At 55.5% G+C, this 12,518-nt stretch carries 12 protein-coding genes and 1 pseudogene; 12 read left to right on the plus strand and 1 reads right to left on the minus strand.

The window, feature by feature from the left end; translation table 11 throughout:
• From RRY12_03090 to RRY12_03135, 10 genes and pseudogenes are all read left to right on the plus strand, one after another.
• A pseudogene (locus tag RRY12_03090) lies at positions 1 to 694 on the plus strand (protein-glutamate O-methyltransferase CheR).
• Positions 684 to 1,754, plus strand: a complete 1,071-nt coding sequence (locus RRY12_03095; protein ID MEG2183641.1) for a CheB methylesterase domain-containing protein — start codon at positions 684 to 686, stop codon at positions 1,752 to 1,754. The pseudogene RRY12_03090 and the gene RRY12_03095 overlap by 11 nt, the downstream one beginning before the upstream one ends.
• A 118-nt stretch (positions 1,755 to 1,872) precedes the next feature.
• Positions 1,873 to 3,384 (plus strand): response regulator, encoded by a 1,512-nt coding sequence (locus RRY12_03100; protein MEG2183642.1) that lies wholly within the window; start codon positions 1,873 to 1,875, stop codon positions 3,382 to 3,384.
• Positions 3,385 to 3,759, plus strand: coding sequence for a response regulator (locus tag RRY12_03105; protein ID MEG2183643.1), 375 nt, complete (start codon positions 3,385 to 3,387; stop codon positions 3,757 to 3,759).
• Positions 3,740 to 4,381, plus strand: coding sequence for a chemotaxis protein CheC (locus RRY12_03110; GenBank protein ID MEG2183644.1), 642 nt, complete (start codon positions 3,740 to 3,742; stop codon positions 4,379 to 4,381). Before RRY12_03105 ends, RRY12_03110 begins: the two co-directional genes overlap by 20 nt.
• Entirely contained in the window at positions 4,381 to 4,896 is a 516-nt protein-coding gene (locus RRY12_03115; protein ID MEG2183645.1) for a chemotaxis protein CheD, read from the plus strand. Before RRY12_03110 ends, RRY12_03115 begins: the two co-directional genes overlap by 1 nt.
• Positions 4,897 to 4,909: 13 nt before the next feature.
• Positions 4,910 to 5,347 carry a chemotaxis protein CheW gene (locus RRY12_03120; protein ID MEG2183646.1) on the plus strand — a complete coding sequence of 146 codons (438 nt, stop codon included), beginning with the start codon at positions 4,910 to 4,912 and terminating at the stop codon, positions 5,345 to 5,347.
• A 29-nt stretch (positions 5,348 to 5,376) separates the two neighbouring features.
• Positions 5,377 to 7,119, plus strand: a complete 1,743-nt coding sequence (locus RRY12_03125; protein ID MEG2183647.1) for a methyl-accepting chemotaxis protein — start codon at positions 5,377 to 5,379, stop codon at positions 7,117 to 7,119.
• A gap of 30 nt (positions 7,120 to 7,149) precedes the next feature.
• On the plus strand, positions 7,150 to 9,252 hold the full coding sequence (locus RRY12_03130; GenBank protein MEG2183648.1) for a chemotaxis protein CheA: 2,103 nt from the start codon (positions 7,150 to 7,152) through the stop codon (positions 9,250 to 9,252).
• The gene (locus RRY12_03135) at positions 9,252 to 9,731 is read left to right on the plus strand and encodes a chemotaxis protein CheW (protein ID MEG2183649.1); all 480 of its coding nucleotides are present in this window, start codon (positions 9,252 to 9,254) and stop codon (positions 9,729 to 9,731) included. Before RRY12_03130 ends, RRY12_03135 begins: the two co-directional genes overlap by 1 nt.
• A 49-nt stretch (positions 9,732 to 9,780) precedes the next feature.
• On the opposite strand, the gene RRY12_03140 is transcribed toward RRY12_03135, so the two are convergent.
• Entirely contained in the window at positions 9,781 to 10,203 is a 423-nt protein-coding gene (locus RRY12_03140) for a hypothetical protein (GenBank protein ID MEG2183650.1), read from the minus strand.
• 210 nt (positions 10,204 to 10,413) lie between these two features.
• Here RRY12_03140 and miaB point away from each other — a divergent pair, with 210 nt between their 5' ends.
• Together miaB and RRY12_03150 are read left to right on the plus strand one after the other, a co-directional pair.
• The gene (gene miaB, locus RRY12_03145; protein ID MEG2183651.1) at positions 10,414 to 11,814 is read left to right on the plus strand and encodes a tRNA (N6-isopentenyl adenosine(37)-C2)-methylthiotransferase MiaB; all 1,401 of its coding nucleotides are present in this window, start codon (positions 10,414 to 10,416) and stop codon (positions 11,812 to 11,814) included.
• Positions 11,814 to 12,515: a ComEA family DNA-binding protein gene (locus RRY12_03150; protein ID MEG2183652.1), complete on the plus strand. Its 702-nt coding sequence runs from the start codon at positions 11,814 to 11,816 to the stop codon at positions 12,513 to 12,515. The genes miaB and RRY12_03150 overlap by 1 nt, the downstream gene beginning before the upstream one ends.
• Positions 12,516 to 12,518 lie beyond the last annotated feature (3 nt).

Consider the following 12,518-nt stretch of genomic DNA (forward strand, 5'->3'; position numbering starts at 1 on the left):
GTCTTTTAAAGAATATTTCGACAAGGTATTCGCTGCGCCGCAGAGTCTTGAAGCTCAGCAGATGATAGACAAGATATCCACTAATCACACCTTTTTCTTTAGGGAGCCGTCATGTTTTGAGCACATGAAAAACACGGCGCTCCCGGAACTTCTCAAACGCGGAATAAAACAGATTTCGATATGGAGCGCCGCCGCCTCCACGGGCCAGGAATGTTACAGCATCGCGATGCTGCTTGACGATTATCTTCGGGCGCACAAATCGGAGGCTTCATTTACCGTAGTTGGGACCGATATCAATTCGCAGGTCTTAAAGACCGCAGCCGCAGGCGTTTATCCGCAGTCCGAGTTTTTTAAAATACCTGCGGTCTTTCGCGGTCGTTACTGCACCCAGCGTTCCGACGGCTCTTTTGAGATCTGCGCCGATTTAAAATCCAAGATATCGTGGCATAAGAACAATCTTATTGACCCGACGAACGCCGTCTTCCGTTACCATCTTCTTTTTTGCCGCAATGTAATGATCTATTTTGACGCCCCGACAAAACAAAAGCTGATGCAGAGGCTGCACCGCGCGATTTATGACGACGGCTATCTTTATCTGGGCAGCACTGAGACTATCGACCCGGGGCGCAAATATTTTGCCTATATATCTCCCTCTGTTTTTGCAAAAAACAAGGTGACTAAATATGAGCGTTAGCGAGATACGCCTCTTTATTTTAGAACGTTCTCCCAAGATGATGATACGGCTTCTTTCGTTTTTTGAGAGCAAGCTCGATATCCGCGTTGTGGAGGCAAATCAGGATGTCAACGCTTTTTTGAGCGAGGCTGGCAGTTTTGAGATGAAAACGCTGATGGGCCGTCTCAGCCCGGACGTCATAATTGTGGACCTGTGCGAGCCTATAAAGCACGATTTGATAATACTGGCCAAGATAAGGGAGATGTCCTTCGTGCCAGTCATCGCCTTTACGTCGCTCGACCTCACGCGCAAGGAGGTTGCTGAGATGGGCTTCTATTCCGTCGTGCACAGGCCGGCGCACGACGATGAGAACGACCTCGCGCCGTTTAACAGGATGCTCTACCACATAAGAAACGCCGCGTATTTGAACGCAGCGAAGAGCGCGCTTTCCGCGGATAGAAAAGGCGCCGTTTTAACGCAGCCGGCTCATCGAAGGTCCTCTTTTACCAGCTCGATACGGCTCGTCGCGATAGGGGCGTCGGCCGGAGGCACAGAGGCGCTTATGAAGCTCGTTTCCGGTTTTCCCGAAGATATGCCGTGCGTGCTCATCGTGCAGCACATCACGAAAGGCTTTGCCGGGATATTCGCTGAGCACCTTTCTAAAAAGGGTCCCATTCCCGCGCGCGTCGCCTTTGACGGAGCGCCCATCCAGCCAAATATCATCTATGTAGCGCCCGACGACGCTCACATGCGTGTGGAGCGCTGCGGCATACAGTACACCATCAGGTGTACGTCGGAGGAAAAAATTTCTGGGCATCGTCCCTCCATCGACGCTATGTTCAGCTCCGTCGCGGCGAGCGTGGGACGTTTTGCAATCGGGGTCATACTCACCGGAATGGGAAAGGACGGCGCGTGCGGACTGCTTGAAATGCGCCAGGCGGGCGCGGCTACGATAGGGCAGGACGAAGCGACATCGCTCATATACGGAATGCCCAAAGCGGCCTATACGCTCGGCGCGGTCGAAAAACAGCTTCCGTTGGGCGATATAGCGGGAGAGATAAGCGATAAAATTTCCAAATAAATGCGAATAGAAAATAAATAAGAATAAATATCTCGTTTGAAATATGATATTATATAACAATTAACAATTTTCGAAGATTTATCATAGGGGAAAAGGTTCGGTTGTGGGGAGGCCGCTGATGTCAAAATACAACATGCTGATTGCCGATGATTCTGAACTGAACAGGGCCGTTCTGCATAAAATATTTGCGCCGGAATACAATATTTCCGATGTCTCTGACGGTTCTGAAGCAATGGAATATATCATAAAAAACGGAAAGACTCTGAACGTCGTGCTGCTGGATATTTATATGCCCAAGGCCGACGGTTTTGAGGTGCTGAAGGCGATGGCGCAGAGGAAGCTGCTCGATACCGTGCCGGTCGTCATAATAACGGGCTACGGCAATCCTGAAAACGAGGAGCTGTGCCTTGAGATGGGCGCCTGCGATATCATCAACAAGCCCTTCAACGCTGGGACGATAGTCCGGCGCGTGCGCAACGTCGTCCAGGCGTGCCAGCACAGGAACAAATTAAAGGAGATAGCGCTCAGCCTTGAAAACAAGCTTCAGCGCAGCTTAGTCAATATCATAGATACTCTTTCCACCATCATTGAATACCGTAATCTTGAATCGGGCCAGCACATCGTGAGGACAAGGCTTTATACAAAGATACTGCTGCGCGAGGTGGCCGCGGTAAATCCGGCCTACGGGCTGACGGACGAAAAGATAGCGGCCATATCAAGCGCCGCCGCGCTTCACGACGTAGGCAAGATAGTCATACCTGACGCCATCCTCAACAAACCTGGCAGGCTGACGCCGGATGAATTTGAGATAATGAAGACGCACGCGGCCGAGGGCAGCGCGATAGTCGGCCATCTTGGCAACGACCACCATGAGGAATATCTGCGCTATGCGCATGAAATAGCGCTCTGCCATCACGAAAGATGGGACGGAGGCGGTTACCCCTGCGGGCTTGCGGGAGGCGCGATACCTCTTTCCGCGCAGGTGACGGGCGTAGTCGACGTTTACGACGCGCTTACGACAAAACGCGTCTACAAGCCGGCCTACTCCCACGATAAAGCTGTGGAGATGATAGTAAACGGCGAATGCGGAGTTTTTTCGGCTGAGATGATGGATTGTTTTCTAAGCGCCGCGCCAAAATTCAAGGTGCTCGGCGACCGCTACAGCGACGACGCGGAGGAAAACAGGCTTGAGGTGCCTGCGAACAATCTCAACGCGCTGTGGGAGGCGTCTGAGGGCGACGCGGCGGATATCTCCTGCGGCGCCTGTTTCAACGATGCGCTCGACAAATACGGAGAACTGTTTTTCAGAGTCGATATACCAAAAGGGCGCGTGTACTTCAGCAACCAGGACATAACGTCTTTTTCGGCCGCCTTTTCGCTCTCTTTTGAGGAACTGGATGAGATTCTTGCGCCGAACGTGCATTCCGACGACCTGTATAGTATAAAAAAACAGACGATGCTCATTGAAAGCGGAATAGGATGCGACGCTCTCGTCTTTAGATGGCATAACGGCGGCGGAGCTTTTAAAACGGTGCGGGAAGAGACGCATATATATAAGGACTCTAAAGGAACCGGCAGATACGCGCTCGGCGTGCTGAGCGTCACAAACGAATGTAGAGGTGGAGTTTAAGTGAAGAAGATTCTTATTGTAGACGACGCGGTTTTTATGAGGAGCGTTATCCGCGGCATCCTTGAGAAGGGCGGCTATACAGATTTCTGCGAGGCGGAAGACGGCGTCGCAGCCTTTGAACGCTTTCAGGAATACGGGCCGGACCTCACCATTTTAGATATTACGATGCCGCGGCAGGACGGCATAGTCACGCTGAAGCAGATAATGGCTGAATCGCCCCAGGCCTGCGTCATCATGTGCTCCGCTATCGGACAGGAACAGCAGATAGTAAAGGCCGTTCAGTTGGGAGCGAAGGATTACATCGTGAAGCCTTTCATGCCGGAGAACATGCTCCGCGTTGTGCAGCGTCACTTGAATGGCGAAGATGAAGAATAACGACGCGCGTCCCGAATCTATTGATGATTTTAAAAACGATGTGCTGAAAGAGATAGGCAACATCGGCTCCGGCCATGTGCTGACGGCGCTTTCCGCTTTCACGAACAAAGAATTTTCCCTCTGCGTGCCGGAGGTCGAATTTCTTGATTACGACGAACTTCCAGCGAGGCTGGGGTCGTCGGAGGAGCTACGCGTCAGCGTCGCGCTTAAAATTTCGGGCGACATAAGCGGCATGTTCATGTTCCTCGCCGACCGAGAGCTTGCTGGGGCGCTTCTTGAATCGGTCGGGCTTGCCGCCGACACGCGGGACGAGGCGTGGGAGGTGAGCGTCATGCAGGACTCGGCGCTGAAAGAGATCGGAAATATAATCTCAAACTCCTACATCAACGCTATATGCGAACTGACGGGGCTTGATATGACAGTCTCCGTGCCGGCGATGGCCGTCGATATGCTGGGTTCCCTGCTTGTGCTGCCCATCATCCACTTTGCGGTGACAGATTCAAAAATACTCTATGTGCACAGCGCCTTTCGCATCAACGGAGAGAACTATAACGGAAACGTCATACTCTTTCCCGACTACTCCTCTATGGAGACGCTGCTCGGAGCCATCGCGAAGTATTGATGGATATCGTCCAGAAATTTTATGTAGGCATAGCGCAGCATAAGGTTGTCGCGGAGCCGGCGCTTCTTGTATGCAGCGCGCTTGGCTCCTGCGTCGCGGTCTGCCTCTACGATCCGTTTGCGCGTGTGGCAGGCGTCGTCCATATACTTCTGCCGGACGCGCGGCACACTTTGAAGCGTGAGAACCCGGATAAATTCGCGGACGCCGGCGTCGAAAGCCTCGTAGCAGAGATGGCCGGCATGGGAGCGCACAAAAAAAGACTGCGCGCAAAAATTGCGGGCGGCGCCTGCCTCTTTGACTTTGGCCCGCGCGGCTCTTCTTCCGATACGGAAATCACAGCCGCAGCCTCGATAGGGGACAGAAATGTAGAGGCGGTCAAAGCTGTGCTGGCTCTGCTCGGCATTCCCATCGTCGCGGAGGACGTCGGGGAAAGATACGGCCGCTCCGTCTATTTTAATTCGGACGGCGGCGCAATGAGGGTAAAAAGCGTAAAATCAGGAGAAAAGGAACTATAGGGGAGGCGCAGAGATGGGCTTTTTCAGTAAGACACAGACGGAAAGCGCGCCTGAGGTGCAGTGTGTAAGCTATATCACCTTTAAATGCGGAGGCCAGGTGTACGGCATACCTCTTGAGTTTTTCCTGGAGATAACCGCCGTGCCCGAAATATCCAAACTGCCCGACACAAGCGGAGTGACGGCGGGCGTTATCGAGCACAAAGGAAGCGCCTGCGTGGTGACGGACATGTCGATGAAACTGCTGGGGCGTCCGGCGCGCGTCACTGATAGAAGCTGTGTTTTGATATTGTCCGAAAACGGAGCAAAGCGGGGCTGCCTCGCGGAGGAGCCTGGCGAAATAATCAAGGTCCCGGCGAGCGGCATTGATAAAGAAACTACGGAGGGGTTCCGCCTCTGCCGTTTTGGCGGCAGAAACATTCTGCTGCCTGAGAAAAATATTTATTTGTCATAGGCAAGTCCAAAGTACGGGAGGGTTTTATGATGAGACATGGCAAGGAAAAGTTCAAGGCGTCGACGATCATGACGCTGTGTACGCTGGCGACCATAGTGCTCGTTGTTCTTGGCATTGTTGGGGCGGTCAACTGTCTGCAGCAATATAAGAAGATGACGACCGACATCAACAGTCTGACGCGACTTCGCAACACTATCAAGGATTTTCTTTATGTAAACTACGAACAGCGCAACAACACGCAGCTCTTCGCGCTGACGCTGAAACCGAAATACCGCAACAGATGGTTTGATATGGATCGGCAGGGCGACAGGGCGCGTATAGCGAACGAACTGCGCAGCGTAGGCCTCGACTCGAAAGAAAACGCGCTGCTTACCGAGGTGCTGCGTCTGGCGGCGCTTGCCGCCGAGGAACAGGAAAAGGCGCTCCGCGTCGACGAAAAAAGCGGCGTCGACCTCTCGTCTGCGGCTATGGTGTCAGGCCGCGTCGTAAACCAGCAGGCCTACGACGAGCTTACTCGCGCCGCGGCGGAGATAATCGGCACAGACCGTTATCAGTCGCAGCAGGAACAGCTTTTCGACGCCTTTACGAAGCTTCAGGAATCTATGTTAAAGCGCGTGCTGGGCGGACTTGCGGCGTCGCAGAACGTGATGAAGCAGTGGCTGCTCTTTGAAATAGCGATACTTGTAGCGCTTCTGCTCATGGTGCTCATTGTGCATTGCGCGGTCAGAAGACGCATGATCACTCCAATGCAGGTTATCGAAAAACATTTCGCAAAAATAACGGAGGGCGACCTCCACACGCGCATCACGCTGAACGAGGACAATACTGAGACGGGGCAGCTCGTGGCCGCCGCCAACAAAATGCAGGACATGTTCAGCCGGTATATCAAAGAGGTGGAGGTCGTGCTGCATGAACTTTCGCGCGGAAACCTCAACCAGAGCGTGAGCGACGATTTTATCGGCGATTTCGTGAAGATAAGGGAATCTCTGTCTCAGATAATCACCTCGTACAAAGCAAGCTTCGCTGAGATAAACAACGCGGCGTTCGAGGTATCAAACGGTTCTGAACAGATAGCGATGAGCTCTCAGTCGCTTTCGGAGGGCGCCACGGAACAGGCGAGCACCATCCAGGAGCTTACCGCGAACGTAAACGAAGTTACCGCCAGAATAAGCGAGACGGCGGAGAACGCGGAGGGCGTAAAGGGCGCGGCTATCGAGATGACTACGGTCATCAAAAACGGCAGCCAGTCGCTTTCAAAGCTCGTACAGGCCATGAAAGACCTCAACAAATACTCGTCGGACATATATAAAATAGTCAAGACGATAGACAACATCGCCTTCCAGACCAACATCCTGGCGCTCAACGCCTCAGTCGAGGCGGCGCGCGCCGAGCAGAACGGAGCCAGCTTCTCCGTCGTAGCCGACGAGGTGAGGGCGCTTGCGGCGCAGAGCGCGAAATCCGCGCAGGCGACGGCGCAGCTCATCGAAGACACTCTCAATACGATAAAAGAGGGCGGCGAGATAGCCTCTGCTACGGAAGACGTGCTCAGCACCATCGTAGACCGGTCGGAGAACGTGCAGCACCTTGTCACGAAGATAACCGAGGCTATGGAATCGGATTCTGTCGCAGTTCAGCAGGCTCTGTCGAGCCTTGAACAGCTTTCGTCGATAGTGCAGGCCAACTCCGCAAGCGCGGAGGAGACGGCCGCCGCCTCCGAGGAGATCTCGGCGCAGGCCGCGGCGATGATGGACCTTGTCAAAAAATTCAGCTGATGCGCCTGGCGGATCAAAGGCGGTGATGCAATGGCGGACAACGGAGCTTTCAACGAGCAGTTTTTAGACCTCTTTATCTTTGAGACGGGGAAGTACCTTGACGAAGTCGACGGGATACTGCTCTCTAACGAAAGAAAAAAGAGCTTTACGGAAGAAAACATAAACGACCTCTTCCGCGTAACGCACACTATAAAGAGCACCGCGGCCATGATGGGCTACGACATCCTTTCGTCGTTCTCTCACAAGCTGGAGGATCTTTTTTCAGCGATACGTGCGATGGGCAGCCGCGCGGGCGGCCTTGACGAAAAGCTCTTCGACCTCCTCTTCAACTCGCTGGAGGCGATGCGTCAGGAGCTGAAGCGTTCGCCCGGCGTGGAAGACGGCTCTGAGAGCTTTGAAGGGCTTACGCTTGAAATAGCGCGCATTACCGACGCGATGAGCGCGGAGACGAAAAAGCCGCAAAACGCGGACGGCGGCGCGGCCCTTGCCTCCCTCCGCGTCACGCTCGAGCCTGGCTGCGCAATGGCCGGCATCCGCGCCTTTATAATCTGCACGCAGCTGCGCCAGATATGCCCGGAGCTGACAAGCGACCCGGAAGATATGGAAAACCGGCCGGAGACGGCGGATGAGATATTAAAAAACGGCTTCACTGTGACCTTCCCTGCGGAACATCTTGAGAAGATGATGCGCAAGGCCTCGTCGGAGCTTTATGTACAGCGCGTAGAAAACGTGGAACGCGCAGAAAACGCCTGCGCCGATACGGACGCGGCGCTTGCGCGGGAGCCCGCTCCATCCGATGGGAAATCTGAGGCGCAGCGGGCGCCCGAGGAAGAGAAGCCCGCGCCGCCTGCCTCGCAGCCCGCGCCTTCACAGCCGGCCTCTCCGCCTCCCGCGCAGGAGGAGCCGTCCTCCTCGTCTTCTGACGTCTCGCAGCCGGAGGCTTCGTCGGACAAAATGATAAACGTCTACCTCTCAAAGCTGGACAAGCTTCAGGACATAACGGGAGAGCTTGTCATAGCGGAGTCCATCGCTGAGAGCGCCGTGCTCTCGTGCGAGGGGCTCTCGGAGAACGCGGCGGCCGCCATCACGAGGCTCAAAAAACTGACGGACGTCATGCGCTCCGTCATAATGTCGCTGCGCATGACGCAGCTCTCCGACCTTTTTCGCAAGATGCACAGGGTGACGCGCGACACGGCGCGTAAGCTTGGCAAAGAGGTGGAGTTTGAGGCGGACGGCACGGACAACGCCGCGGACAAGCGCATCATCGACGAGCTGAGCGACGTGCTTTCACACGTCGTACGCAACGCCATCACGCACGGCATCGAAAGCGCGGAGGAACGCGCCGCGATGGGCAAGCCGGCTGTGGGACATATAAAAATGACGGCGCGCAACACCGGAAACGGAATAATAATCACCATAGCCGACGACGGGCGCGGCATCTCCCTGCCGCTCGTCATAGAGGCGGCGCGCAGAAAAGGGCTGCCCCTCAAAGAGACGGCCAACTACACAAGCGGCGAGATATTGCAGCTCCTCATGACCTCCGGCCTCTCTACGAACCAGAGCGTAGACCAGTATTCAGGCCGCGGCGTAGGGCTTGACGCCGTAAGGGTCGCGGTAAAAAAACTGCGCGGCACCATAACGCTAGAGACGGAGGAGGGGCGCGGCACCTGCTTCACCATCAGCATACCGCAGACTCTCGCGATAATGGACTGCATCAAACTTGAAGCCGCGGGCAGCCTCTATATGCTGCCTGTCTCGGACATCTATAAAATAGTCGTGCCCGAAAATAAAAATCTTCTGACGCTGCCGGACGGCACGCAGCGGCTGCTCTTTAAGGGATTCACCATACCGCTTCTGCGGCTGGACCTCCTCTTCGGCCTTCCGCGCGGCGAACAGGACTTTGAGCGCGGAATAATCATAGTGATCGAAGGCGAAGAAAACGCCTGCGCCGTCTACGCGGACAGGCTGACGGGCCAGCAGCGCGCCGTCATAAAGCCTATGCCGCGCTTTCTGCGCTATTTCAACACGGAACAGACGGGCATCTCTGGCTGCACCATTTTAGGCGACGGCAGCATAAGCCTCATAATCGACGCAGAGGCGATGCTTGCAAGAGCGGAGGAGATGATGCTGTGATGAAAAACAGCCAGAACGAAGCGCTAGTCTTCGACCTTTCCGGGCGCAGCTTCGCGGCGGAGCTGCGGTATATCGTTGAGACGGTGCAGGCGCTTCCGATAACGGGCGTCCCTATGCTTCCGCGCTATATTCTCGGAGTGTCGAACCTGCGCGGCAACATCATCCCGGTAATAGACCTTGAAGATTTTTTTAAGGAAAAGGCGGGACAGGCGCGGGACGTGCAAAAGGAACGCGAAGGAAACAGCTGCGTAATAGTGCTGCGCTGCGAAGAATCTATCTTCGCCGTGCTCGCCGACAACGTGCTGAGAGTGGAAGAGACGAAAAAAAATCTCCTGAACGAAGGCGCGGCTCAGTCCAGAGGAAGCGGCTTTGAAAAATATGTAAAGGCCTCGCTCTCAGACGGCGACGGCGTTATCTTCGTGCTGGACATCGCAAAGATATTTGAAGAGATGACCGGCGAAAGCTTGGAGACAGACTAATAAAAAAGGCCCGAGCGCGCAGCGCTCGGGCCTCATAACGTCATGCGCCCTATTTCATGTTTTTAAGAAGCGTCTCCGCCGCGTCTGTCAGGTCTTTTTCAGTCGCTACCTGCGATTCGAGCGTAAGCACTCCGTCGCCGCGCACCAATACGAGGCTGTAGCCCACGACGGGCCTGTACTCGAGAACGGCCTTCTCGCCGCCCACCGTAACGTTAGTGGAAGTCTCACCGCCCCAGATCTCGCCGCCGTTGTTGGACATCTCATTTGGCTGCCAGCCCTTCGCTGCGGCTCCGTCCACCCATATAGCGCGGAACGGCACGCCCGCGATGGTCCTGTAGCTGCGTTCGTACCACGTGCCCTTATTGCCGGAGATGGCGCCCAGCTCAGTAGTCCTTATCTGTCCGTTCTCCCAGCCCTGTATATCAGGCAGCTTTTGACCGCCGCAGGCCACGGCCGCAGACGCTACCAACAATACAGCCGCCGTTAAAAATAATATCGTCCTTTTAAACAAGATCTGCACCTCCGCAAATGTTTCTCTGTTATTATTAATTATAGAGCATAAGTAGTTTGATGATAAAATTGTTTTTGCTGATTATACTAAACGTAAAATCCGCTGATTTAAGACGGCGGTCGGAGTCGTTATTTTCTGCGTCAAACGGGCGGCCGCGGCGCGGTCTTGCGTATGACAGGCTGCCGCACGTGGCAAGTTCAAAGAAAAACAGATATAATTGCCTTCGTAAAACCATTTGAAGGGGATAGTTATTTGCATAAATTTGCGATAAAAGTTTTTGGTTGTCAGATGAATTCATACGACGGAGACAGGCTGCGCACCGCGATGCTGCATCAGAACTGGCGGGAGTGCGCGGAGGAAGAGGCAGACGTCGTCATAATGGTGACGTGCAGCATCCGCGAGAAGGCGGAGCAGAAGGCGGCAAGCGAGATAGGGCGCTGCGACGTCCAGCGGCGCAAAAGGGGCGGCCCCGCCGTCGTGCTCGTAGGCTGCATGGCGCAGCGCATAGGACGCGAGATGGCGAAAAAGTTTCCATGCGTCAAGCTCGTCTTTGGGCCGCGCCATCTTGGGCTCGTGCCGCAGGCGATAGCAGAGATGACCGACGACGCTCCAGCGCGCTTTTTCATGGACGACGACCCGCGCGCGCTGCTTGACCTCGAGGTCATCCCGACGGCGCGCACAAATCCGTTCAAGGCCTTCGTCACTATAAGCTACGGCTGCGACCGTTTCTGCTCCTACTGCATCGTGCCGTTCGTGCGCGGACGGCTTCAGTCCCGTGCGCCGGAGGAGATACTCAAAGAGACGCGGATGCTGATAGACGGAGGCGTGAAGGAGATAACCCTGCTTGGGCAGAACGTAGACGCCTACGGCAAAGACTTCACTAACGGATACGGCTTCGCCTCTTTGCTTAAAGACACGGCAAATCAGGATGGACTGATGAGGCTGCGCTTCGCCACGTCGCACCCGAAGGATTTTGACGAGGACATCTTGGAGGTCATGCGCGAAAGGGCCGACATCTGCCGCGCGATAAACCTCCCAGTGCAGGCGGGAAGCGACGAAATACTGCGCCAGATGAACAGGGGCTACACATCAGGCCAGTACCTGGCTCTTGTGGACAAGATACGCGCCGCGCTGCCGGACGTCAGCCTCACGACGGATCTCATCGTAGGCTTCCCCGGCGAGACTGATGACGACTTCCGCGCCTCATGCCGGATGCTCGAAGAGGTGAAGTTCGACATAGTGCACACCGCGGCCTATTCTCCGCGCGAAGGCACGCGGGCCGCGATGATGGACGGGCAGATAGAAAGCCGCGTGAAGGCAGCGAGGCTCAACGAGATAAACGGGATACAGGCGCGCATAGCGAGAAACTCAAACGAACAATACGTCGGGCAGCGCTTTGAGATGCTGGCGGACGGCTTTGCGCCGCGCGGAGAGGGCAAGATACAGGGACGCACCATGACGGACAAAGTCGTCATAATAGACGGCGATCAGTCGGACTTCGGGCGTCTTATCCCCGTGGTCGTGACGCGCGCGAGCCACTGGTCGCTAGAGGGAGAAAGGAGCGACGTCTGATGGCCTTTAGACATTCCGGCAAGCTGCTGGCGGCGGCGGGCGTTCTCTGCTTTGCGCTGGCCTTCGTGCTGCTGGGCTCGTTCAAGGGAGAGTTTGGAAAAGACACGGCAGGCAAAGGTTCTGTGCCGCCTATGATGCAGGATACGATAGACGTCACGCCGTCAAAGACGGCGGCCGACGGGCCGGACGACGCGCCGAAGCAGATAGCGGCCACGGAGCCAAACGCAGACGAAAACGGCGCGAAATGGGTCGTCTATGTGACCGGCGCCGTAAAAAGGCCCGGCGTCTACGAGGTCGCGCCCGGCGCGCGCGTCTATGAGGCGCTTAAAGCGGCGGGCGGTTTCTCCGATTCGGCAAATCAAGAGGCCGTCAATCTCGCGGCAAAGCTTCAGGACGGCCAGCAGATAAAATTCTTGAAAAAGGGTGAAGCGCCAGCTGCCGCCGCGCCCGCGCAAGCCGGCGCAGGTACGGTGCGGCAGACGCCGCAAAGCGCGGAGCTGCCGCCACGCATAAATATCAATACGGCGCAGCAGAGCGAGCTTGAAACGATACGCGGCGTCGGCCCGAAGACGGCGCAGGCCATCATAGAATACCGCACCGCAAACGGCCCCTTCGCGCGCGCGGAGGACATCATGAACGTCAAGGGCATCGGCCCCAAAAAATACGACGCTATGAAAGAACGTATCAGCGCGGGTAACTGAGAT

Origin of the sequence: Cloacibacillus sp., from assembly GCA_036655895.1 — a bacterium.
Classification (GTDB): domain Bacteria; phylum Synergistota; class Synergistia; order Synergistales; family Synergistaceae; genus JAVVPF01.

Excerpts from the sequence above, each read along its gene's own strand:
- RRY12_03095 (MEG2183641.1), top strand. The coding sequence starts at position 684 with ATGAGCGTTAGCGAGATACGCCTCTTTATTTTAGAACGTTCTCCCAAG.
- RRY12_03100 (MEG2183642.1), top strand. The coding sequence starts at position 1,873 with ATGTCAAAATACAACATGCTGATTGCCGATGATTCTGAACTGAACAGG.
- RRY12_03110 (MEG2183644.1), top strand. The coding sequence starts at position 3,740 with ATGGCGAAGATGAAGAATAACGACGCGCGTCCCGAATCTATTGATGAT.
- RRY12_03115 (MEG2183645.1), top strand. The coding sequence starts at position 4,381 with ATGGATATCGTCCAGAAATTTTATGTAGGCATAGCGCAGCATAAGGTT.
- RRY12_03120 (MEG2183646.1), top strand. The coding sequence starts at position 4,910 with ATGGGCTTTTTCAGTAAGACACAGACGGAAAGCGCGCCTGAGGTGCAG.
- RRY12_03125 (MEG2183647.1), top strand. The coding sequence starts at position 5,377 with ATGAGACATGGCAAGGAAAAGTTCAAGGCGTCGACGATCATGACGCTG.
- RRY12_03130 (MEG2183648.1), top strand. The coding sequence starts at position 7,150 with ATGGCGGACAACGGAGCTTTCAACGAGCAGTTTTTAGACCTCTTTATC.
- RRY12_03135 (MEG2183649.1), top strand. The coding sequence starts at position 9,252 with ATGAAAAACAGCCAGAACGAAGCGCTAGTCTTCGACCTTTCCGGGCGC.
- miaB (MEG2183651.1), top strand. The coding sequence starts at position 10,414 with ATGACAGGCTGCCGCACGTGGCAAGTTCAAAGAAAAACAGATATAATT.
- RRY12_03150 (MEG2183652.1), top strand. The coding sequence starts at position 11,814 with ATGGCCTTTAGACATTCCGGCAAGCTGCTGGCGGCGGCGGGCGTTCTC.